This window comes from Streptomyces sp. NPDC001410 (genome assembly GCF_042895235.1).
In the GTDB taxonomy this organism is placed as follows: Bacteria; Actinomycetota; Actinomycetes; order Streptomycetales; family Streptomycetaceae; genus Streptomyces.
In genome coordinates this window covers 366,205-386,772 of record NZ_JBIAWE010000004.1, presented here as the reverse complement: position 1 = coordinate 386,772, position 20,568 = coordinate 366,205, and the positions used below count along the sequence as shown (strand labels likewise).

Below are 20,568 nucleotides of genomic sequence, written 5' to 3'. Positions count from 1 at the left end.
GCGGCGGGTCAGTCGATACGGCCCGCCGCCAGCACCACCCGCACCAGCTCCGGGTGCACGATGTCGCTGTGCGCCCCCGACGGCGGGCCCCCGCGGTGGACGACCGCGGCCGCGTCGACGTTCACACAGCCCGAGCCGGGCAGCGCCCCGTTCAGGGCCGCGGCGAGGTCCAGCTTCGCGGTGCCCGGTACCGCCTGCACCCCGTCGTGCCCCATGGCCCCCCACTCGGGGCCCAGCACGCCTGCGACGTCGACGCCCAGGACCGAGCGGTCGTCCCCCGCGAGACGCGAGGCGAGCGGATAGAAGGTGCCGAGCGCGTCGTCGAAGTGCGAGTAGCAGCACACCAGCGGGCCGTCGATCCGCTTGTGCCGGTCCTTGAGCGCGCCCGCGGTGCCCGAGTCCTGGGGGAGCCGGGCCGCGAACGCGTAGTGCGAGAAGGCGCCCTGCAGCAACGTCACGGACTTCACCGTGCGCACTCCCTCGGGCAGCCCGCGCAGCGCGAACGCCACCAGCCGCCCGCCGAAGCTGTGTCCGACCAGATGCACCCGCACACCGGGAGCCGCCTGGGCCAACTGCCCGACGAAGGGCCCGAGTCCGTGCTCGCCGACCGTCCCGGCCCGCCGTTTCATCGTGTAGTACGTCGCCTGCCGCAGCAGCTCCTTGGCGCCCTCCCAGGGATTCGGCAGGCTGAACTCGGCGTGCGGCCCGGTCAGCGCCGCGGCGAACTCCTCGCAGGCGGTCGTCGTGTCCCCGCTGAACATGAGGGGCTCGCCCTGCTGCGAGGTGTCCGCCGCGGCGAGCGGCCGGGCCGTCCCGACCAGCTGTCGCACCAACTGCCCGAACTCCGCCAACCCCTGCTCCCCGCCGGGCTGTTCGTCCAGCATCCGGGCCAGCCGGTCGAGCTGCTCGGCGCGGTCCGGGAAGGTCGTCAGCAGTGCGCGCCGGGTGTCCGGGTCCAGCGCCGGGCCCACCGTGAGAGCGGGCGCGGCGCTCGGGAAGTCCGGGATCGGCTCGTCGCAGAACCGCATCGACGGCCAGATCACCCCCACGTACCCGATCCGCGCCTTCGGGGCGAGCTTCGGGATCGGGGCGAAGAAACGCCGGTACAGCGCGGTGGCGCCCGAGCGGTCGTTGTTCCAGCCGTGCGCGAAGACGATCAGGTCACGGACGCCCCGGTCCGTGACCTGCGCCAGCAGCCGGTCGCGTTCGGGGCCGTCCACGTCCCCGTCCGCATCGAAGGTCAGCTCCCAGTAGGGAGTCACGCTCATCCCAGGATCCGCCATGCCGGGCTCCCTCGTCCCCCGAACGATGCGATGTGGACGTATCGTCCTGCGACGGGGCAGAGTTGGCCATACAACGCGGGTCACTTGTAGAGCAGATATTCCTTTCGAATGCCGTGGAAAGCCGCCAGCTCGTCCTGCCAGGCGGCGACCACCTCGTCCGTGCGGGCCCCCGCGTCGATCATCGTCCGCACCAGGGTGGAGCCGGTGAGCTTGTCGATCCAGTTGTCCGACCGCCAGGCGAAGCCGTCCCAGACCTTCCGCGCGGTCACCAGCAGGGCGATCCCGGTGCGTACGGGGTCGTAGGCGGCCCGGTCCCGCACATGGATCTGCACGCCCCCGACGGTCTTGCCCTGGAACTTGGAGAACGTGGGCGCGAAGTACGCCTCCCGGAACCGCACACCCGGCAGCCCCAGCTCGTTGACCGCGGCGGCCCAGCGCCCGTCGACGTCCTCGGCGCCGAGGAGTTCGAAGGGCCTGGTCGTGCCGCGCCCCTCGGAGAGGTTGGTGCCCTCGAACATGCAGGTGCCCGAGTACACCAGCGCGGTGTCCGGGGTCGGCATGTTCGGGCTCGGCGGCACCCAGGGCAGACCGGAGGCGTCGTAGAAGCGCGTGCGCTTCCACCCCGTCATCAGGACGGTCTCCAGCGGGACCGGCGTGCTCAGGAACTCCCCGTTGAACAGCCGGGCCAGCTCGGCGACCGTCATGCCGTGCGCCTGCGCGATGGGCCGGCGGCCGACGAAGCTGGCGAACTCCTTGTGCAGGACGGGGCCCTGGGCCGAGCGGCCGGTGACCGGGTTCGGGCGGTCGAGCACGACGAACCTCTTGCCCGCGAGCTGGGCCGCCTCCATGCAGTCGTACAGGGTCCAGATGTACGTGTAGAAGCGGGCGCCCACGTCCTGGATGTCGAAGACGATCGTGTCGACGCCGGAGGCGGTGAAGATGTCCGCCAGCGGGCGGCCGCTCTTCAGGTACGTGTCGTAGACCGGCAGGCCGGTCGCCGGGTCGTCGTAGCGGCCCTCGGAGCCGCCGGCCTGCGCGGTGCCGCGAAAGCCGTGCTCGGGGCCGAAGACCGCGGTGAGTTCGCAGCGGGGGTCGGCGTGCATGACGTCGACGATGTGGCTGGCGTCTCTCGTGATGCCCGTGGGGTTGGTGACGACGCCGACTTTCTGGCCGGCCAGGAGGGCGTATCCGTCGGCTGCGAGTCTTTCGAAGCCGGTGTGCAGTTGTTCGCGGTGTTGGGGTGTGACAGGAACGGCTGCCATCGTGGCCGATGCGAGAAGGCTTCGTCTGGACAGGCGCATAGGGTGACCTCCGTTGTGTGGAAGGTGCAGGCCGTATGTGGTTGCTCGCGCAGTTCCCCGCGCCCCTTGAGGTTGGGCCAGGCACCCTTCCTTTTACACATACCGACTGGTTAGTCTGGCGATCGCCGAGCCGAATCTCGCCGTGCCGAAGGAGACCGATGGTGGAAGCCGTGCAGGATGCCGGAGTGGTCGTCACCGGAGCGGGCGGGGGGATCGGGGCCGCCTTGGCCCGTAGGTTCGCGGCCGAGGGCGCCCGCGTCGTCGTCAATGATCTGGACGCCGGGAAGGCCGAGGCGGTGGCCGCGGAGATCGGGGGGATCGCCGTGCCGGGCGACGCCTCCGCGATCGTCGGCGACGCCCGTGACGCGCTCGGCGGTGCCGTGGACGTCTTCTGCGCCAACGCCGGCGTCGCTTTCGAGGACGCGGGTGCCGGTGAATCCTTCGACGAGAAGGCTTGGGCGCTGTCCTGGGACGTCAACGTGATGGCCCACGTCCGGGCGGCCCACGCGCTGCTGCCGGACTGGCTGGAGCGCGGGCGCGGACGGTTCGTCTCCACCGTGTCGGCCGCCGGACTCCTCACCATGATCGGCGCCCCCTCCTACGCCGTCACCAAGCACGGCGCGCTGGCCTTCGCCGAGTGGCTGTCGCTCACCTACGGCCACCGGGGCGTCAAGGTCCACGCCATCTGCCCGCAGGGCGTCCGCACCGACATGCTGGCCGCCACCGGCAGCGCGGGCGACCTGGTGCTGCAGCCGACCGCGATCGAACCGGAGGCGGTCGCCGAGGCGCTGTTCCAGGGCGTCGCGGAGGACCGCTTCCTGATCCTGCCGCACCCCGAGGTCGCCGAGTACTACCGGGCGCGGGCCGCCACCCCCGACCGCTGGCTCGCCGGCATGAACCACATCCAGCAGAAGTGGGAGGCCACCCGGTGAGCGCCTCGCCGTACGCGGCACGCCCCTGGCTGGCCCTGCTCAACGAGGTCCAGCGCGGGCCGGTCGACCCCGCCGACTCGCTCGTGCACGCCCTGCGCGCGGCCGTCGCCGACGCCCCCGACCGCACCTTCCTCGCCTACTTCGACGCCCGGCTGAGCTACCGCGAGGTCGACGAGCTGAGCGACTCCGTGGCGGCTCACCTCGCCGGGCGCGGTCTGGAGCGCGGCGACCGGGTCGCCGTCCTGCTGCAGAACTCCCCGCACTTCGTCCTGGCCGTCCTCGGCGCCTGGAAGGCGGGCGCGACCGTCGTGCCCGTCAACCCCATGTACAAGTCGGCCGAGGTCGCCCATGTGCTGCGGGACGGCGAGGTCGCCGCGCTGATCTGCTCCGACCGGGCCTGGGAGTCGTATCTGCGGGACACGGCCGCCGACTCGCCGGTGCGGATCGTGCTCACCGGGTGCGAGCTGGACTTCCAGACGCGCCACGACGCGCGCGTGCTCACCTTCGAGCGGCTGCCCCAGGCCCCGGACGCCGACGACCTCGTGGCCGTCGCCCGGCAGGGTGGCACGGCGCCCGAGGGCCGCGCCCCGGGCCCCGGCGACATCGCGCTGATCAGCTACACCTCGGGCACCAGCGGCACCCCGAAGGGCGCCACCAACACGCACGGCAACATCATGCACAACGCCGAGCGGCAGCGGACCGGGCTCGCCCTGCCGGAGGCACCCGTCTACTTCGCGCTCGCGCCTCTGTTCCACATCACCGGGATGGTCAGCGAGCTCGCGTCCTGCCTCACCAGCGCGGGCACGCTGGTGCTCGCCTACCGCTTCGAGCCGGGCGTCGTCCTGGACGCGTTCGCCGAGCACCGTCCGCACTACACCGTCGGCCCGTCCACCGCCTACATGGCGCTGGCCGCCCACCCGGACGTCACCGCGGAGCACTTCGCCTCCTTCGTGGGCATCGCCTCGGGCGGCGCCCCCGTGCCGCCCGCTCTGGTGGAGAAGTTCCGCGCCCAGTGCGGCAAGTACATCCGCACCGGCTACGGGCTGACCGAGTGCAGCGGGGCCGCCGCGGCCGTCCCGCCCGGCCTGGAGTCGCCCGTCGACCCGGCTTCCGGGACGCTCGCCGTGGGCGTGCCCGGCGGCGACACCTTCGTGCGCATCCTGGACGAGCGGGGCGAGGAGGTCCCCTTCGGCGAGCAGGGCGAGATCGTCGTCCGCGGGCCCCAGGTGGTCCCCGGCTACTGGCGGCGCGCCGAGGCCACCGCCGAGACCTTCCCGGACGGGGAGCTGCGCACCGGCGACATCGGCTTCATGGACCCGCAGGGCTGGCTCTACGTCGTCGACCGCAAGAAGGACATGATCAACGCGTCCGGCTTCAAGGTGTGGCCGCGCGAGGTCGAGGACGTCCTCTACACCCATCCGGCGGTACGCGAGGCCGCCGTCGTGGGCGTCCCCGACGGCTACCGCGGCGAGACCGTGAAGGCCTACATCAGCCTGCGGCCGGGCGCCGAGGCGGACCCGGATGAACTCGCGGTGTACTGCAAGGAGAGACTGGCTGCCTACAAGTACCCGCGCCAGGTGGAGATCCTGCCCGACTTGCCGAAGACGACGAGTGGGAAGATCCTCCGTCGGGAACTGCGTTCCCGGGCCCACGACAATCAGCAGTAACGACGGAAAAGGCAGGTGGCGGCAGTGGCCAGGACGACGGACGGAGACGGGACGCCCGTTCCGCAGCGGCTGCTGAACGCCGCCACCCGCCTCTTCGCCGAGCAGGGTTACGACCGCACCTCGGTGCAGGAGATCGTGGAGGCGGCCGGCGTCACCAAGGGCGCGCTGTACCACTACTTCGGCTCCAAGGACGACCTTCTGCACGAGGTGTACGCGCGGGTGCTGCGCGTCCAGCAGGAGCGTCTTGACCACTTCGCCACCATGGACGCGCCGGTGGAGGAGCGGCTCAGGGGCGCGGCCGCGGACGTCGTCGTCACGACGATCGAGAACCTCGACGACGCGTCGATCTTCTTCCGCTCCATGCACCATCTGAGCCCGGAGAAGAACAAGCAGGTGCGCGCCGAGCGCCGGCGCTACCACGAGCGCTTCCGCGCGCTCATCGAGGAAGGCCAGCGCGAGGGCGTCTTCTCCACGGCGACCCCCGCCGACCTGGTCGTGGACTACCACTTCGGCTCGGTCCACCACCTGTCGACCTGGTACCGCCCCGACGGCCCCCTCACCCCCCAGGAGGTCGCCGACCACCTGGCCGACCTGCTGCTGCGGGCGCTGCGTCCGTAGCCTCGTAGGCGTACCTGCGCAGACGTACCTGTAAGGGGCGGTCGCCCATGGCGGCCGCCCCTTACCCGCGCTTCCCTAGAGGTACTTCTTCAGTTCCCGTCGCGCCAGCGACCGCTGGTGCACCTCGTCCGGGCCGTCGGCCAGCATCAGGGTGCGGGCACTCGCGTACAGCTCGGCCAGTGGGAAGTCCTGGCTCACACCGCCCGCGCCGTACAGCTGGATCGCCCGGTCCAGGATGCCGACCACCGTGCGTGGGGTGGCGATCTTGATGGCCTGGATCTCCGTGTGGGCGCCCTTGTTGCCGACGGTGTCCATCAGCCAGGCCGTCTTCAGCACCAGCAGCCGCAGCTGCTCGACGGCGACCCGGGCGTCGGCGATCCAGTTCTGGACGACACCCTGCTGGGCCAGCGCCTTGCCGAAGGCGGTGCGCGAGACGGCCCGCCTGCACATCAGCTCGATCGCGCGCTCGGCCATGCCGATCAGCCGCATGCAGTGGTGGATCCGGCCGGGGCCGAGCCGGGCCTGGGCGATGGCGAAGCCGCCGCCCTCCTCGCCGATGAGGTTCGACACCGGCACGCGCGCCTGGTCGAAGATCACCTCGGCGTGGCCGCCGTGGGAGTGGTCCTCGTAACCGAAGACCTGCATCGCGCGCTTGACGGTCACGCCCGGGGTGTCGCGCGGGACCAGGACCATCGACTGCTGGCGCCGGATGTCCGCCCCGTCCGGGTCCGTCTTGCCCATGACGATGAAGATCTTGCAGTCCGGGTTCATCGCGCCGGAGATGTACCACTTGCGGCCGGTGATGACATAGTCGTCTGTGCCATCGGAGGCTCGCTCGATGAGCGTGGTGATGTTCGTGGCGTCGGACGAGGCCACGTCCGGCTCGGTCATCGCGAACGCCGAGCGGATCTCACCGGCGAGCAGCGGCTCCAGCCACTGCTTCTTCTGCTGCTCGTTGCCGAACTGCGCCAGCACCTCCATGTTCCCGGTGTCGGGCGCGGCGCAGTTCGTCGCCGTGGGCGCGAGGTGCGGGGAGCGGCCGGTGATCTCGGCGAGCGGCGCGTACTGGAGGTTCGTCAGCCCGGCGCCGTACTCGGCGTCCGGCAGGAAGAGGTTCCACAGGCCCTGCCTGCGCGCCTCCGCCTTCAGCTCCTCGACCACGGTCGGGGTGTCCCAGGGTGAGGCCAGCGCGGCCCGCTGCTCCTCCGCCACCGCCTCCGCCGGATAGACGTACTCGTCCATGAAGGCGAGCAGTTTGGCGCGCAGCTCCTCCGTACGCGCGTCGAACGCGAAGTCCATGTCCGGTCAGCCTTCCTGAAGAGTGGTCAGTCCGTGGTCGATGAAGACGGGCACGAGTTCGCCGATGCGGTCGAAGCCGCGCCCGACCGTCTGGCCGAGCGTGTACCGGTAGTGGATGCCCTCCAGGATCACGGCGAGCTTGAACCAGGCGAACGCCGTGTACCAGGAGACGGCGGAGACGTCGCGCCCCGAGCGCGCCGCGTACCGCTCGATCAGCTCCTGCGGGGACGGGTGCCCCGGGGCCTCGGCGGTCGTGGACACCGGCGAGTGGGGCATCCCGAGCGGCTGGCTGTACATCACCAGCAGGCCCAGGTCGGTCAGCGGGTCGCCGAGCGTCGACATCTCCCAGTCGAGGATCGCCTTGATCTTGTCGTCGGCTCCGATCAGGACGTTGTCCAGCCGGTAGTCGCCGTGCACGACGGCGGGCGCGGGAGAGGTCGGCAGGGCGCGTCCGAGGGCCGCGTGCAGCTCGTCGATGCCGGGCAGTTCGCGGTTGCGGGAGGCGTCCAGCTGCTTGCCCCAGCGGCGCAGCTGCCGGTCGAGGAAGCCCTCGGGCCGGCCGAAGTCGCCCAGGCCCACCTCGGCGGGGTCCACCGCGTGCAGTTCGACCAGTGTGTCCACCAGGGACAGCACCGCGTTCCGGGTGCGCTCCTCGCCCAGCGGGGCGAGCTGGTCCGCGGTGCGGTACGGGGTGCCCTCGACGAACTCCATGACGTAGAACGGCGCCCCGAGCACCTCCTCGTCCTCGCACAGCAGCACCGGGCGGGGGACCGGGACGTTCGTCGGGTGCAGGGCGCTGATCACCCGGTGCTCGCGCTTCATGTCGTGCGCGGTGGCCAGCACATGGCCGAGCGGCGGGCGCCGGACGACCCACTTCGAGGTGCCGTCGGAGAGCGCGTAGGTGAGGTTCGACCGGCCGCCCTCGATCAGCCGGCCGGTCAGCGGGCCGTTCACCAGACCGGGCCGCTCACGGTCGAGCAGGCCGCGCAGCCGGTCGAGATCGAGTCCGGGCGGGTGGTCGGCGCTCATACATCACTCCTACGAACGGGTGAACTGGACCCGACTTATGATGCCGACCGGTCGGTATGCCGTCCAGTGCATACACCGAACGTGGCGAGAAACGTGACCGGAGCCACGATAGGCCGACGGCTCCCCGCGCGCTGCCCGGGGAGCCGTCGGCCCTTCTGTCGCAGGGGTCAGTGGTCGTCCCAGTGGTCCCCGTGCTCGGCGTGCCGGTGTCCGTCGTGCAGGTAGTCGACGTGGTCGCCGTGCTGCACCTGGGCGTGCCCGCACTCCTCGTGGTGCACGTGCTCGTGGCCCTCGTGTGCGGTGTGGCCGGCCGGTTCGCACTCGTCCCAGTGGCCGCCGTGCTCGCGGTGCAGATGGCCGTCGTGTGCGTAGTCGAGGTGGTCGAGGTGCTGGACGGCGGTGTGCCCGCAGCCCGGGCCGTGGCTGTGGGTGCCGTGCTCGGTGTGTTCCTGGTGGAGCGTGGTCATGTGTTCACCTTCGAGGGGTGCGGAACGGTGGCGACCGACAGGCTACGCGCGCAAACGGTACATATCGGGCACACCGGTTGCGTGGCGTACGAGTACCCCGGAGGGTCGAGGGCATGAAGGGCATCAGCTACAGCCGCTACGGCGGACCCGAGGTGCTGGAGTACGGGGAGGTCCGCGACCCGAAGGTCGGCCCCGACCAGGTGCTGGTCAAGGTGCGCGCGGCAGCGGTCAACCCGGTCGATTGGAAGTGCCGCGAGGGCTACCTCGACCCCGTCCTGGACGCCGTCTTCCCGGTCGTCCCGGGCTGGGACGTGAGCGGTGTGGTGGTGCAGCCCGGAGTCGCCGTCACGGAGTTCTCCGTCGGCGACGAGGTGATCGGCTACGTCCGCGAGGACTTCCTGTCCCGGGGCACCTTCGCCGAGTACGTCGCCGCGCCCGTGCGCACCCTGGCCCGCAAGCCGCGCAACCTGTCCTTCGAGGAGGCCGCGGGGCTGCCGCTGGCCGGGCTCACCGCCTACCAGGTCCTGGTGAAGACGCTGGAGATCAAGCGCGGTGAGACCGTGCTGGTGCACGCGGCGGCCGGCGGGGTCGGCTCGCTGGCCGTCCAGATCGGCGCCCACCTGGGCGCCCGGATGATCGGCACGGCGAGCGAGCGCAACCACGACTTCGTACGCCGCCTCGGCGGCGAGCCGGTGACCTACGGCGAGGGCCTGGCCGAACGGGTGCGCGGACTGGCTCCCGAGGGCGTGGACGCGGTCTTCGACACCGTCGGCGGTGACACGCTGAAGGTCTCCGCCAACCTGCTCGCCCCCGAGGGCCGGCTCGCGTCCATCGCCGACGCCGAGGTGCTGAGCTACGGCGGCCGGTACTGCTTCGTCCGCCCCGACGCCGCGGACCTGGCCCGCCTGTCCGAGCTGGCGGAGCAGGGGGCCGTGTCCGTGCACGTCCAGGAGGCCCTGCCGCTGGAGCGGACGGCGGACGCGCACCGGCTGAGCCAGGAGGGGCGCACCCGGGGCAAGATCGTGGTCACGGTGGACTGGGAGGCCGAGGAGGGCACCGCCTAGACCCGGCAGGGGGAGGCACCGCCTGGACCCGGCAGGGGAAGGCGCCGTCTGGACCTGGCCGGGGAAGGCGCCGGCTAGAACACGAGTACGGCCGCGCACGCGGCCATCGCCACCGTGCACAGCACCGCCGCCGTCGCGTGCCGGGGTGTCAGCGCGGCCGGGCGCGGGCCGGCCGCGAGCGCGCGGATCCGGTGGTGGGCCACCCACAGGAAGCCCAGCCAGAGCGCGCAGCACAGGGCGCCCAGGACGACACCGACGGCCGTGGGCCCGCCGTGCAGTACGGTCCGCACGGCGAGTACGGCGGCCACGGTGCTCGACAGCGTGGTACGCCGCCAGGCCAGCCGGGTGCGCTCCGGCTGCAGCCCGGGATCCCGGGCCTCGGTGCTCACCCCTCCCATCCGACCAGCACCACCACGACCATCGCGACCGCCACCACCGCGACCACCAGGCTCAGCACCGCCGGGAAGCGGGACGACGGCAGATCCTCGCCCCGCCGCATCGCCCGCTCGCAGGCCACCCAGTGGTTCACCGCACGCAGCGAGCACAGCACACCGGCGCCGAGCAGCGCGAGCGCCAGGCCGACCCGCGACGCCCAGCGCAGGTCCGGCAGGAACTGGTCCACCGCGAAACCGCCACCGATCAGCGCGAGCGCGGTGCGCAGCCAGGCCAGGAACGTGCGCTCGTTGGCCAGCGAGAACCGGTAGTCGGGGGTGCTGCCCTCCTCGCGTACCTGTTCCGGGGCGAACCAGAGCCGGACGTTCCGCACGAATTCGATCACGCGTAGGACCCTACCGGGGCCTCAACGGGCGGCACGGAACGCCCTCAGGCGCTCGTACGCCGCCAGCCCGTCCGGCACCCACTCCCACGCGCCGAGCCGCCGCTCGACCTCGTCCTCGGGCAGGAAGTCGTGCCACTGGACCTCCTCCGCCTGGGGCTGTACCGGAAGGTCGCACCGCACCTCGTACACCGCCGACCACCAGCTGTTCCCGGCCCCGTCGTCGTAGAGGAACTTGAAGAGGAAGGCCGGCCGGGGCAGGCCGGTCACGCCCAGCTCCTCCTCCGCCTCCCGCAGCGCCGCCTCGTCGTAGGACTCGCCGGCTCCCACGACCCCGCCGACGAACATGTCGTAGAGGGCCGGGAACACCAGCTTGGTCGCGGTGCGACGGTGGACGAAGAGCCGCCCGGCCGCGTCCCGGGCCTGGATGAACACGCACCGGTGGCGCAGGCCCCGGGCGTACGCCTCGCCGCGCGCGACCTGGGCGACGACCCGGTCGTGCTCGTCGACGACGTCGAGGATCTCGTCAGCAGGGTTCATGCCCGTATCCAAGCAGGGCCCCGCGCGGCCGGCTCAGCGTGCCGTCAGGTCCCTCGCGCGCTCCGCCTGCGTGCCGCACGGCATCGCCGGGTGCAGCCCGAGCAGCACGATGCCCGCGACGATCGCCGCGAGCCCCGCGGCCTCCCAGGCCAGCGCCCCGGTGTCGGTGTGCAGCCGGTCGCCGAGGAAGCCCACCCCGCACAGGATGCCGGCGAGCGGCTGGGCCGCGGTGAGCGCGGGCAGCGACATGCGCAGCGGGGCCGTCTCGAAGGCGCTCTGTACCAGGACGAGACCGGTGATGCCCAGCGCGAGCACGCCGTACGGCTGCCAGCTGGTGAACAGTTCCGTGAAGCCGCCCTCGGAGAAGCGGGTGCCGCTCACCCGGGTCAGCGCGTCCTGCACGCCGTACAGCAGCCCGGCGGCGGTCGCCAGCAGCACCGGGCCCCAGCTCAGTCGGGACCGCTTGGCGTACGTCGTGAGCACCATGGCCGCGCCGAGCATCGCGCCGATGATCAGCCAGTGCCGCACCGGGTCGGCGACCGCGCTGCCACCGCGCGGCTCGCCCGCCATGATGAACGCGCTCACGCCGCCCGCGAGCAGCGCGAGGCCGGTCCAGCCCTGACGGCCCAGGGACTGTCTGGTCCGGTGGCGGGAGAGGGCGAGCGCGAACAGCAGGTTCGTGGCGAGCAGCGGCTCGACAAGCGAGATCTCACCCTTGCCGAGCGCGACGGCACCCAGCGCCATGCCGGCCGTCATCAGGCCGATGCCGCCGAGCCAGCGCGGCACCCGCATCAGGTCGAGCAGCAGCCGGAACGACAGGAAGTCGCCGAGCGGTGCCTTCTGGGCGGCGTTCTGCTGGAGCACGAATCCGAAACCGACACAGCCGGCCGCGCTCACGGCGAGGAGGAGAACCAGAACGGACACGCTGCGTACCTCGATCATCCGGCCGGACCACGGACGCGTAGTGGCCGACTGTAGCGCTCCCGGGGCCGCATCGCCCCGGAGAGACCCGGAACAGTCCGGCCATGGTCTGCCGCGCGGACGCGTGGCGCCATGGCGTACGCCACAGAAGCCCGTCCCCACCTCGCCTCTGCGGTACGGCAAGCAGGGCGTCTGCGTGTCAAGTGCCTTGCCCCGCAAGATGGTTGAAGTGAGTACCAACCCGGGTTCCGCTTGACGCAAACCTTGGCTGGGGGTTTGCTGTGCGTGATCGGTCGATGGCAGCCCGAGAATCAGGAAGTTCCGCGGTGACCCCACTCCCGCCTCTGCTCGGCGCTCGCCGGGCCCTCACGGACCAGTCCGGCGACACCGCCCCGGACGACTCCGGCGTCTTACCGGATGCCTTCGACGACGCGCTCGGCGACGCCGAACTCCTCGCCGCCCGGGCCGCGCTGGCCCAGGGCCGCTGGCAGGTCGCCCGGTCGTTGCTGCTGCACACCGGCGACGACTGGGACCGGCGGGGGCACCGGGCCACCGTGCTCGCCGCGGAGCCCTACGCCGCCGCCTGGTCCCACGAGTGGCTGCTCGCCGAGCCCGGCTCAGCCGACGCCGCCACCCTGCACGCCCTCGCCCTGGTCCAGCGCACCCTGCGCGGCAAGGACGACGCCGACCGGGCCCGCGAGGCCTGCCGCACCGCCGCCGCGCTCGCCCCCGCCGACCCCACCCCCTGGCTCGGCCTGCTCCAGTTGGCCCGCACCCAGGGACCGGAGCACGAGGTGCTGCGCACCTTCGCAGAACTGCGCGAGCGGCATCCCGAGCACCACCACGGACACCACCTGCTGGTCGCCCGGCTCGCCGAGCGGCCCCAGGGCGGCCGGGCCGAGTCCCACGAGGTGTACGACCTCGCCGAGCTGGCCGCCGCCGAGGCCCCCGCCGACTCCCCGCTGGCCGTCCTGCCGGTGGTCGCGTACGCCGAGCGCTACCGGGTCCTGGCCGCCACCGGGCCGGCCGCCGGCGACCCGGTCGGCTCCGGGCACTGGTCGGGCCCCCGAGCCCGCCGGATTCTGCGCGCGGCCTTCGACTGGTGGCTGGAGTGGGAGCACGACGACCACCCCCGCCGCCACACCGACCTCAACCACCTGGCGTTCGCCATGTCCTCGGCCGGCCGCCCGGCCGAGGCCGCGGCCCTCTTCCAGCGCATAGGCCGGCACGCCACCCGGGCCCCCTGGTCCTACCCGCACCGCGACGCCTGGCAGGCCTTCCGCGCCGCCCGCTCCCGCGCACTCGGCAGGCCGTCGCCCGAGGCGTCGTTTGCTGGGCCTTAGGTGAGAAGTGATTACGGAAGTCTGACCTGTGGCCCGACTCCCTGGCCCGGGAAAGGCCAGAAGTGCTCGAATGATTACGTGAACTCTGAACCGGCCGAGGAACCGGAGGGCAGGCCGATCGGCCGCCGTGTCTTCCTCGGCACCCTCGGCCTGGGCGCCCTCGGCGTCGCCGCCGCTCCGGTGCTGCAACGCGGCCTGGAGGGCTTCCTCGGCACCGTATCCGGCAAGGACCCCACGGGCCTGACCGGCCTGCTGCCCAACGGCGGCGGCTTCCGCTACTACTCGGTCGCCGCGTCCGTCCCGCACAAGAGCCCCGCCGACTACCGGCTCACCGTCGACGGCCTGGTCGACCACCCGCACACCTACACCCTCGCCGAGCTGCGTGCCCTGCCGCAGACCCGGCTGGTCAAGGACGTCCAGTGCGTCACCGGCTGGCGGGTCCCGGGCACCCCCTTCGAGGGCGTACGCCTCTCCCACCTGCTGGACGCCGCCGGCGTCCGGGCCGGCGGCAGGGCCATCCGCTTCACCTGCTTCGACGGCACCTACAGCGAGAGCCTCACCCTCGCCCAGGCCCGCCGCCCGGACGTCCTGGTCGCCCTGCGCATGCAGGACAAGGACATCGGCCACGACCACGGCGGCCCGGCCCGGCTCTACGTCGCCCCCATGTACTTCTACAAGTCGGCCAAATGGCTCTCCGGCATCACCGTGACCGACGAGGTCCGGCCCGGTTACTGGGAGAACCTCGGCTACGACGTCGACGCCTGGGTCGGCCGCTCGAACGGACGGACCGATGAGCCTACGAGCTGAGACCCCGGCCCCGACGAACGCGCGCGTCCACCGCTTCAGCCGGGCCGAACGGTGGGTGCACCGCACAACGGCCGCCCTGATGGGCGTGTGCGTGGTGACCGCGGCCTGCCTCTACATCCCGCAGCTGGCCGTGCTCGTCGGGCGCCGCGCACTGGTCGTACGCATCCACGAGTGCGCCGGGCTGGCCCTGCCCGTCCCGGTCCTGCTCGGCCTGGCCTCCCGGGCCTTCCGCACCGACCTGCGCTTCCTCAACCGCTTCGGCCCCCACGACCGCGTGTGGCTGCGCGCCGTGCTCGTGCGCGACAAGCGCCACTCCTCGCGCCCGGCGGGCAAGTTCAACGCGGGCCAGAAGGTCTACGCCGCCTGGATCGCCGGGGCCACCCTGGTCATGCTCGGCACCGGCCTGATGATGTGGTTCACCCACCTCACTCCGCTGATGTGGCGCACCTCGGCGACCTTCGTCCACGACTGGCTGGCGCTGACCATCGGCGTGGTCCTGGCCGGCCACATCGGCATGGCACTGGCGGACCCGGAGGCACGCCGGGGACTGCGGACCGGGTCGGTGAGCAGGCAGTGGGCGAAGCGGGAACACCCCCTGTGGCGTCCGTGACGACGACTCGGACCGCGCCTTCCCGGACGCCTTCCTAGACTTGAAGGGTGGCCCGGCCCAATGAAGAGGTCGAGGCGCTCCTCCAGGAGTACGCGGACCTCATCGCGATCACCGGAGGCGACGCCTTCAAGGCGCGCGCCTACGAGAAGGCCGCGCGTGCCATCGGCGGCCATCCCGCCGACATCTCCCAGCTGGACGCGAACGGCCTGAAGGAGATCCCGAACGTGGGTCGGTCGATCGCCGAGAAGGTGATCGAGTACCTGCGCACCGGCACCATGGCCGTGGTCGAGGAACGCCGGGCGAAGATCCCGGCCGGGGTGCGGGAGCTGATCACGATCCCCACGCTCGGCCCGAAGAAGGCGCTGCGGCTCTACGAGGACCTGCACATCTCCTCGGTGGACGAACTGGCCGCGGCCATCGAGGCGGACGCGCTGGCCGACCTGAAGGGGTTCGGAGAGAAGACGCAGGAGAACCTCCGGCACGGCATCGAGCTGATGCAGCGCGCGGGCGGGCGGATCCCCCTGTCCCTCGCCCTGGAGACCGCCGAGGAGATCGTCGCCGAGCTGTCCGCAGTGACCGGCTGCAAGCGCTGCACCTACGCAGGGTCCCTGCGCCGGATGAAGGAGACCATCGGGGACCTCGACGTCCTCGTGGCAGCCAGACGATCCGCCCCCTTCATGGAGGCCCTGTGCGGCCTGCCGTCCACCGCCGAGGTCATCGCACAGGGCACGAAGAAGACGTCGATCCGCACCGGCAAGGGCCTCCAGGTCGACCTGCGGGTGCTGCCGCCCGACTCGTGGGGGGCCGGACTGCAGTACTTCACCGGCTCCAAGGCGCACAACATCCGCACCCGTACCATCGCCGTCCACCAGGGGCTCAAGCTCTCCGAGTACGGCCTGTTCGACGCCGAGAGCGGGGAGTCGCTCGCCTCCCGCACGGAGGAGGAGGTGTACGACCGGCTCGGCCTGCCCTGGATCCCGCCGACGCTGCGGGAGGACCGCGGGGAGATCGAGGCCGCGCTGCACGGCGAGCTGCCCGAGGTGCTGACCGAGCGGGACATCCGCGGCGACCTGCACACCCACACGGACCTCACCGACGGCCTCGCACCGCTGGAGACGATGCTGGAGGCCGCCGCCGCACGCGGCTACGCCTACTACGCGGTCACCGACCACGCGCCCAACCTGTACATGCAGCGCATGACCGACGAGAAGATCCTCGCCCAGCGGGAGCAACTACGGGAACTGGACGGCACGTTGGGCAGGATGCGACTCCTGCACGGCACGGAGCTGAACATCGGCCCCGACGGCGACGTGGACTGGCCGGACGACTTCCTGGCCGGCTTCGACGTGTGCGTGGCCTCCCTGCACTCCCACTTCGACCTGGACCGAAAGGCGATGACCCGGCGGCTCCTGCGGGCCTGCGAGAACCCGTACGTGAACGTCATCGGCCACCCGACCACCCGGCTCATCGGCAAACGGCCGGGCGTCGACGCCGACTGGGACGAGGTGTTCGCCGCCTGCGCCCGCCACGGCACCGCGCTGGAGGTCAACGCCCAGCCGGACCGGCTGGACCTGCGCGACGAGGACATCCTCCGGGCCCGGGAGCACGGGGTGAAGTTCGCCGTGAACACCGACGCCCACTCCGTCCTCCACCTCGCGCAGTTGCGCTATGGCGTCGCCACCGCACAGCGCGGCTGGCTCACCAAGGACGACGTGATCAACACCTGGCCCTTGACCCGCCTGCGCAAGTTCCTGCGCAAGGCCGGGCGGAGCTGAACTCCCGTTTCACCGCAGGGGCCGCACCATGAGCGTGCCGTCGTCCCCCAGCTCGACGCGGGTGCCGAAGTCATGGCTGCACCGGTCGAGGGTGGCGCGCAGCCACGCGGTGTCCTCGGCCGACGCGTGCTCCAGGCGCATCCGGCGGGCCTGGAGCGGCACCATCCGCAGGCCGGTCAGCCGGCCCGTGCCGGGTTCGAGCGAGGCCAGGTACAGCAGCCGCAGGTCGTCCCGGTAACGCTCGTAGCCGCCGATGCCCTCGTAGTCGTCGACCAGGTCGCCGCAGCCGTACAGCACAAGTCTGTCGCGGTACACCTCCACCGGGCGCGGGTGGTGCGAGGAGTGGCCGTGGACGACGTCCACCCCGGCGTCGACGAGCGCGTGGGCGAAGCGGACCTCGGCGTGCGAGACGCCGTAGCCCCAGTTGGAGCCCCAGTGGACGGAGGCGACCACGATGTCGTCCGGGCGGCCGGCCTGTCGCAGCCGGTCGGCGAAGGCGGCCGCGGCGTCCTCGGTCGGCGCGGCGACCAGGGCCACCCCGGACCGCTCGGCACCCGCGGCCCAGCCGTGCGGGATGCCGCTGGACGGCATCCCGAAGGAGAAGACCAGCACACGTCCGCCCGCCCGCAGCGGTACGGCCGCCGGACGCCAGGCCGCGTCCTCGTCCCGGCCGGCACCCGCGATGCGCAGCCCGGCCGCCGCCAGGGAGTCCAGCGTCTCCAGGAGGCCCGGCATCCCGAAGTCGAGCACGTGGTTGTTGGCGAGCACACAGACGTCGGGCCGCGCCGCGGCGAGAGCGGGCAGGTTGGCCGGGCTCATCCGGTAGTGGACTCCCTTGCCGGGCGCGAAGCGGCCGTCCCCGGTGACCGCCGTCTCCAGATTGATCACCCGCACGTCGGGCGCGGCACGCTCCAGCACCGGCAGCGCCTCGCCCCAGGGCCAGGCGGGGGCCACCGGCCGCGGTACCGGACCGTTCGCCGCCTCCGCCAGGGCGACGTAGTCGCGGGCGTCGTTCAGGTAGCCCTCCCGCAGGGCGGGGTCACCGGGGTGCGGGAGGATCTGGTCGACGCCCCGGCCGAGCATCACGTCACCGGCGAGAAACAGGGTGACGAGCCCCTCGGGCATGATCCCCACCTACACGTGCGCGGGTGCCATGTGGTCGGTGAACCAGTCGCGGGCCAGCTCGGTCACCCGCTCCAGGGTGCCGGGCTCCTCGAACAGATGCGTGGCGCCGGGGACCACGTCGAGCCGGTTCTCGCACCGCAGTTGTGCCTGTGCCTCCTGGTTGAGCCCGAGCACCTGCAGGTCGGCGCCGCCCACGATGAGCAGCGTGGGTGCCGTAACCTCGGGCAGCCGAGGCCCGGCGAGGTCGGGCCGGCCACCGCGGGAGACCACCGCGGCGGGGCGCGCCGACGGTTCGGCGGCGGCCCACAGGGCGGCGGCCGCGCCGGTGCTGGCGCCGAAGTAGCCGACGGCGAGCCCTTCGACGTCGGGTTCCTCGCGCAGCCAGCCGGTGGCGCCGGCCAGCCGCCCGGCCAGCAGCCCGATGTCGAACACGTTGGCCCGGTCGCGCTCCTCGGCCTCGGTGAGCAGGTCGAACAGGAGGGTGCCGAGGCCGGCCCGGTTCAGTCCCTCGGCCACGAACCGGTTGCGCGGGCTGTGCCGGCTGCTGCCGCTGCCGTGGGCGAAGGCGACGACCCCGGTCGCGCCCTCGGGCAGGGTGAGCCGCCCGCGCAGCCGTACGGCACCGGCCGCCACCTCCACCTCGCGGTCCTCGGCTCCGGTGCCGGCGAAGCGGGCGTGGCGCCTGGCCGCCTGCCGCAGACAGGCCGTGACCTCGTCGTCGTCGGTCTGGGCGAAGTCGACGTAGAACTGGCCGATCGCGAGGAAGTCGTCCGGGGTGTCCAGGCTGACCAGTTCGTCGGCGTCCCCGCCGAGCCGCCGGGCGAAGTCCCGTGGCGCCACGGGGACCGCCAGCACGATCCGCGCCGCGCCCCGGGCCCGGGCGATCTGGCAGGCCGCCCGCGCGGTCGAGCCGGTGGCCACGCCGTCGTCGACGACCACGGCGGTCCGGCCCGCGACGGCGACGGGAGTGCGGTCGCCCCGGTAGCGGGCGGCCCGCTGTGCGAGCACCTCGCGCTCGTGTCTCTCCACCCGGTCCAGTGCCGCCTCACTGACGCCGGTGAGGCGCAGCACCTCCTCGTTGATCACCCGTACGCCGCCCTCGCCGATCGCGCCCATGCCCAGCTCCGGCTGGTCGGGCACGCCCAGCTTGCGCACCAGGCAGACGTCCAAGGGGGCGTCGAGCGCCTCCGCGACCGCCGCGCCGACCGGCACCCCGCCGCGCGGCAGTCCCAGCACCACGACGTCCTGACCCCTCAGGTACTCGAGACGGGCGCCCAGCAGCCGCCCCGCCTCGATTCGGTCGGTGAAGAGCACGGCACAGCTCCGTCATCCCTGGGTGGGCCAGAGGGGCGCGGGAGTGTCGATCTCGATCGCGCCCATCTCCTTCATGTCGCCCTGGGCCGCGCGCAGCAGCAGGCGGCCCATGGCGATCAGCGCACGTCCGGCCGCGAGTTCGTCACCGATCTCGGGCACCGCCGTGTCATAGGGGCTCCTGCGGGCCTCCGCGTGGCTCTCCAGGACGTTGTCCCCGGTGTCGAGGATGATCCGGGCCGTGGTGTCCGGGTCGTGTTCGGACAGGTACAGGTTCAGCCGCCATTCCTTGACGGACGGAGGACGGTTGCTGACGGGTCGAGTCATGGTCCGTCTCTCCTCACTGCGCTGCGAGGCAACGGGACGCACCGGCGCGTCTCCTCTTCCACTGTGCACCGCACCGGCGGCGGGCGCCTCCCCGGTCACGGGCAGAATGTGGGCCATGACCACGCGCACCTGCCCCTGCGGCCGACCCGAGTCCTACGACGCCTGCTGCGGCCGCTTCCACTCGGGGTCCGCCGCCGCGCCGACCGCCGAGGCGCTGATGCGGTCGCGGTACAGCGCGTTCGTGAAGGGGGACACAGGGTATCTGCTGCGGACCTGGCATCCCCGGACCCGGCCGGAGCGGCTGGACCTGGACCCGGGCATGAAGTGGACGGGGCTGGAGATCCTCGGCAGCACCGACGGGTCCGCCTTCCACACCACCGGCACGGTGACGTTCCGCGCCTCCTACCGCGGCGGCTCGCTGCACGAGCGCAGCCGGTTCGAGCGGGTGGACGGGGCGTGGGTGTACGTCGACGGGGACTTCCTCGACTAGGACGTGCCACGCCGGCTGTCGGTCACGCCGGCTGTCGGTCTCGCCGACTAGGGCGCCAGGATGTCGAGTTCCTGGAGGGCGCCCACGGTGATCTCGCGGGTCAGCTGTTCGGCGCGGGCGGCGTCGCCCGCGCGCACCGCCTCCGCGACCTGCACATGCAGGGTCACGGCAGCCGGGTCGGGGTCCTCGAACATCACCTCGTGATGGGTGCGCCCGGCCAGCACCTCGGCGACGACGTCGCCGAGACGCGCGAACATCTCGTTGCCCGAAGCCGTGAGGATGACCCGGTGGAAGGCGATGTCGTGGACCAGATACTCCTCCAACCGGTGGCCGCGTGAGTTGGACACCATGCCCAGTGCGCACTCGGTGAGTTCGGCGCACTGCTCGGCCGTGGCGTTCTTCGCGGTCAGGCCCGCCGCCACCGGCTCGATCGCCGAACGCAGCACGGTCAGGGAGCGCAGCTGGTGCGGGCGGTCGGCGCCCGCGAGGCGCCAGCGGATGACCTGCGGGTCGTAGACGTTCCACTCGGCCTTGGGGCGGACCGTCACGCCCACCCGGCGACGGGACTCGACCAGGTGCATGGACTCCAGCACCCGAACCGCCTCGCGCATCACGGAACGTGACACCTCGAAGTGCTGTGCCAGTTCGTCGGTGCGCAGCACGCTGCCCGGCGGGTACTCGCCGGCGGTGATCGCGGGACCGAGGGTGTCCAGTACGCGGCCGTGCAGCCCCCGGCCCGGTGTGCTCATGCACTCAGAGTACGGCGTGGATCACAGAGCCAAAAAGTCAGACTTATATGTCACACACTCTTGAATTAGTCGTACCTAATAGGTTTCAGTGTGGCGACGCCGGACGTCGGCGTCGGATGTCGAGGAAGACAGCGA

The 20,568-nt window shown here is 72.1% G+C and carries 22 protein-coding genes; 9 read left to right on the top strand and 13 right to left on the bottom strand.

The features are described 5' to 3' along the window. Positions 1–8 precede the first annotated feature (8 nt). The gene (locus ACFY3C_RS11190; RefSeq protein WP_390770549.1) at positions 9–1,283 is read right to left on the bottom strand and encodes a serine-threonine protein kinase; all 1,275 of its coding nucleotides are present in this window, start codon (positions 1,281–1,283) and stop codon (positions 9–11) included. 80 nt (positions 1,284–1,363) lie between these two features. After that, the gene (locus ACFY3C_RS11185; RefSeq protein WP_386574634.1) at positions 1,364–2,584 is read right to left on the bottom strand and encodes an exo-beta-N-acetylmuramidase NamZ domain-containing protein; all 1,221 of its coding nucleotides are present in this window, start codon (positions 2,582–2,584) and stop codon (positions 1,364–1,366) included. A gap of 158 nt (positions 2,585–2,742) precedes the next feature. On the opposite strand from ACFY3C_RS11185, the gene ACFY3C_RS11180 reads away from it, so the two are divergent. From ACFY3C_RS11180 to ACFY3C_RS11170, 3 genes are read left to right on the top strand one after another with little or no spacing between them, the layout of a single operon-like run. Further along, the gene (locus tag ACFY3C_RS11180) at positions 2,743–3,516 is read left to right on the top strand and encodes an SDR family oxidoreductase (RefSeq protein ID WP_386574635.1); all 774 of its coding nucleotides are present in this window, start codon (positions 2,743–2,745) and stop codon (positions 3,514–3,516) included. Beyond that, positions 3,513–5,183, top strand: coding sequence for an AMP-binding protein (locus ACFY3C_RS11175; protein ID WP_386574636.1), 1,671 nt, complete (start codon positions 3,513–3,515; stop codon positions 5,181–5,183). The genes ACFY3C_RS11180 and ACFY3C_RS11175 overlap by 4 nt, the downstream gene beginning before the upstream one ends. A 24-nt stretch (positions 5,184–5,207) precedes the next feature. Beyond that, the gene (locus ACFY3C_RS11170) at positions 5,208–5,801 is read left to right on the top strand and encodes a TetR/AcrR family transcriptional regulator (RefSeq protein WP_386574637.1); all 594 of its coding nucleotides are present in this window, start codon (positions 5,208–5,210) and stop codon (positions 5,799–5,801) included. 75 nt (positions 5,802–5,876) lie between these two features. Here the strand turns inward: ACFY3C_RS11170 and ACFY3C_RS11165 are convergent, their stop codons facing one another. The 3 genes from ACFY3C_RS11165 to ACFY3C_RS11155 all read right to left on the bottom strand — a co-directional run bounded on the left by ACFY3C_RS11165 (position 5,877) and on the right by ACFY3C_RS11155 (position 8,596). Then, positions 5,877–7,100: an acyl-CoA dehydrogenase family protein gene (locus ACFY3C_RS11165; RefSeq protein ID WP_390770548.1), complete on the bottom strand. Its 1,224-nt coding sequence runs from the start codon at positions 7,098–7,100 to the stop codon at positions 5,877–5,879. 6 nt (positions 7,101–7,106) lie between these two features. Next, positions 7,107–8,129 carry a phosphotransferase family protein gene (locus tag ACFY3C_RS11160; RefSeq protein ID WP_390770547.1) on the bottom strand — a complete coding sequence of 341 codons (1,023 nt, stop codon included), beginning with the start codon at positions 8,127–8,129 and terminating at the stop codon, positions 7,107–7,109. A gap of 167 nt (positions 8,130–8,296) precedes the next feature. Next, complete coding sequence (locus tag ACFY3C_RS11155; protein ID WP_386574640.1) at positions 8,297–8,596, bottom strand: hypothetical protein; 300 nt, start codon at positions 8,594–8,596, stop codon at positions 8,297–8,299. Between the two features lie 113 nt (positions 8,597–8,709). Between ACFY3C_RS11155 and ACFY3C_RS11150 the strand changes: the two genes are divergently transcribed. Continuing rightward, positions 8,710–9,660, top strand: a complete 951-nt coding sequence (locus tag ACFY3C_RS11150; RefSeq protein ID WP_390770546.1) for an NADP-dependent oxidoreductase — start codon at positions 8,710–8,712, stop codon at positions 9,658–9,660. A 74-nt stretch (positions 9,661–9,734) separates the two neighbouring features. Here ACFY3C_RS11150 and ACFY3C_RS11145 read toward each other — a convergent pair whose 3' ends face one another. The 4 genes from ACFY3C_RS11145 to ACFY3C_RS11130 are packed head-to-tail and all read right to left on the bottom strand — an operon-like array spanning position 9,735 to position 11,917. After that, positions 9,735–10,058, bottom strand: a complete 324-nt coding sequence (locus tag ACFY3C_RS11145) for a DUF202 domain-containing protein (RefSeq protein WP_386574643.1) — start codon at positions 10,056–10,058, stop codon at positions 9,735–9,737. Beyond that, positions 10,046–10,438 carry a YidH family protein gene (locus tag ACFY3C_RS11140; protein ID WP_390770545.1) on the bottom strand — a complete coding sequence of 131 codons (393 nt, stop codon included), beginning with the start codon at positions 10,436–10,438 and terminating at the stop codon, positions 10,046–10,048. Before ACFY3C_RS11140 ends, ACFY3C_RS11145 begins: the two co-directional genes overlap by 13 nt. A gap of 21 nt (positions 10,439–10,459) precedes the next feature. Beyond that, entirely contained in the window at positions 10,460–10,975 is a 516-nt protein-coding gene (locus tag ACFY3C_RS11135) for an NUDIX hydrolase (RefSeq protein ID WP_386574645.1), read from the bottom strand. A gap of 33 nt (positions 10,976–11,008) precedes the next feature. Next, positions 11,009–11,917, bottom strand: coding sequence for a DMT family transporter (locus ACFY3C_RS11130; protein WP_390770544.1), 909 nt, complete (start codon positions 11,915–11,917; stop codon positions 11,009–11,011). 305 nt (positions 11,918–12,222) lie between these two features. Between ACFY3C_RS11130 and ACFY3C_RS11125 the strand changes: the two genes are divergently transcribed. The 4 genes from ACFY3C_RS11125 to polX all read left to right on the top strand — a co-directional run bounded on the left by ACFY3C_RS11125 (position 12,223) and on the right by polX (position 16,431). After that, a complete protein-coding gene (locus tag ACFY3C_RS11125) occupies positions 12,223–13,239 on the top strand; it encodes a hypothetical protein (protein WP_386574647.1) in 1,017 nt (338 codons plus the stop codon). 78 nt (positions 13,240–13,317) lie between these two features. Then, entirely contained in the window at positions 13,318–14,046 is a 729-nt protein-coding gene (locus tag ACFY3C_RS11120) for a molybdopterin-dependent oxidoreductase (RefSeq protein ID WP_390770543.1), read from the top strand. After that, positions 14,030–14,656: a cytochrome b/b6 domain-containing protein gene (locus tag ACFY3C_RS11115; RefSeq protein WP_386574649.1), complete on the top strand. Its 627-nt coding sequence runs from the start codon at positions 14,030–14,032 to the stop codon at positions 14,654–14,656. The genes ACFY3C_RS11120 and ACFY3C_RS11115 overlap by 17 nt, the downstream gene beginning before the upstream one ends. 47 nt (positions 14,657–14,703) lie before the next feature. Further along, a complete protein-coding gene (gene polX / locus ACFY3C_RS11110; protein WP_390770542.1) occupies positions 14,704–16,431 on the top strand; it encodes a DNA polymerase/3'-5' exonuclease PolX in 1,728 nt (575 codons plus the stop codon). Positions 16,432–16,440: 9 nt separating this feature from the next. On the opposite strand, the gene ACFY3C_RS11105 is transcribed toward polX, so the two are convergent. From ACFY3C_RS11105 to ACFY3C_RS11095, 3 genes are read right to left on the bottom strand one after another with little or no spacing between them, the layout of a single operon-like run. After that, positions 16,441–17,556: a CapA family protein gene (locus ACFY3C_RS11105; RefSeq protein WP_390770541.1), complete on the bottom strand. Its 1,116-nt coding sequence runs from the start codon at positions 17,554–17,556 to the stop codon at positions 16,441–16,443. Positions 17,557–17,565: 9 nt separating this feature from the next. Next, positions 17,566–18,870, bottom strand: coding sequence for a phosphoribosyltransferase family protein (locus ACFY3C_RS11100; RefSeq protein WP_386574654.1), 1,305 nt, complete (start codon positions 18,868–18,870; stop codon positions 17,566–17,568). Positions 18,871–18,882: 12 nt separating this feature from the next. Next, positions 18,883–19,194 carry a dsRBD fold-containing protein gene (locus ACFY3C_RS11095; protein ID WP_386574655.1) on the bottom strand — a complete coding sequence of 104 codons (312 nt, stop codon included), beginning with the start codon at positions 19,192–19,194 and terminating at the stop codon, positions 18,883–18,885. A 115-nt stretch (positions 19,195–19,309) separates the two neighbouring features. Between ACFY3C_RS11095 and ACFY3C_RS11090 the strand changes: the two genes are divergently transcribed. Beyond that, entirely contained in the window at positions 19,310–19,684 is a 375-nt protein-coding gene (locus tag ACFY3C_RS11090; protein WP_386574656.1) for a YchJ family protein, read from the top strand. 47 nt (positions 19,685–19,731) lie between these two features. Here the strand turns inward: ACFY3C_RS11090 and ACFY3C_RS11085 are convergent, their stop codons facing one another. Next, positions 19,732–20,433, bottom strand: coding sequence for a FadR/GntR family transcriptional regulator (locus ACFY3C_RS11085; protein WP_390770540.1), 702 nt, complete (start codon positions 20,431–20,433; stop codon positions 19,732–19,734). Positions 20,434–20,568 lie beyond the last annotated feature (135 nt).

Coding starts and splice junctions, on each gene's coding strand:
- ACFY3C_RS11105 (WP_390770541.1), bottom strand. CDS start 17,556: ATGCCCGAGGGGCTCGTCACCCTGTTTCTCGCCGGTGACGTGATGCTC.
- ACFY3C_RS11165 (WP_390770548.1), bottom strand. CDS start 7,100: ATGGACTTCGCGTTCGACGCGCGTACGGAGGAGCTGCGCGCCAAACTG.
- ACFY3C_RS11155 (WP_386574640.1), bottom strand. CDS start 8,596: ATGACCACGCTCCACCAGGAACACACCGAGCACGGCACCCACAGCCAC.
- ACFY3C_RS11185 (WP_386574634.1), bottom strand. CDS start 2,584: ATGCGCCTGTCCAGACGAAGCCTTCTCGCATCGGCCACGATGGCAGCC.
- ACFY3C_RS11090 (WP_386574656.1), top strand. CDS start 19,310: ATGACCACGCGCACCTGCCCCTGCGGCCGACCCGAGTCCTACGACGCC.
- ACFY3C_RS11190 (WP_390770549.1), bottom strand. CDS start 1,283: ATGGCGGATCCTGGGATGAGCGTGACTCCCTACTGGGAGCTGACCTTC.
- ACFY3C_RS11150 (WP_390770546.1), top strand. CDS start 8,710: ATGAAGGGCATCAGCTACAGCCGCTACGGCGGACCCGAGGTGCTGGAG.
- ACFY3C_RS11160 (WP_390770547.1), bottom strand. CDS start 8,129: ATGAGCGCCGACCACCCGCCCGGACTCGATCTCGACCGGCTGCGCGGC.
- ACFY3C_RS11115 (WP_386574649.1), top strand. CDS start 14,030: ATGAGCCTACGAGCTGAGACCCCGGCCCCGACGAACGCGCGCGTCCAC.
- ACFY3C_RS11130 (WP_390770544.1), bottom strand. CDS start 11,917: ATGATCGAGGTACGCAGCGTGTCCGTTCTGGTTCTCCTCCTCGCCGTG.
- ACFY3C_RS11135 (WP_386574645.1), bottom strand. CDS start 10,975: ATGAACCCTGCTGACGAGATCCTCGACGTCGTCGACGAGCACGACCGG.
- ACFY3C_RS11085 (WP_390770540.1), bottom strand. CDS start 20,433: ATGAGCACACCGGGCCGGGGGCTGCACGGCCGCGTACTGGACACCCTC.
- ACFY3C_RS11145 (WP_386574643.1), bottom strand. CDS start 10,058: ATGGGAGGGGTGAGCACCGAGGCCCGGGATCCCGGGCTGCAGCCGGAG.
- ACFY3C_RS11095 (WP_386574655.1), bottom strand. CDS start 19,194: ATGACTCGACCCGTCAGCAACCGTCCTCCGTCCGTCAAGGAATGGCGG.
- ACFY3C_RS11180 (WP_386574635.1), top strand. CDS start 2,743: ATGGTGGAAGCCGTGCAGGATGCCGGAGTGGTCGTCACCGGAGCGGGC.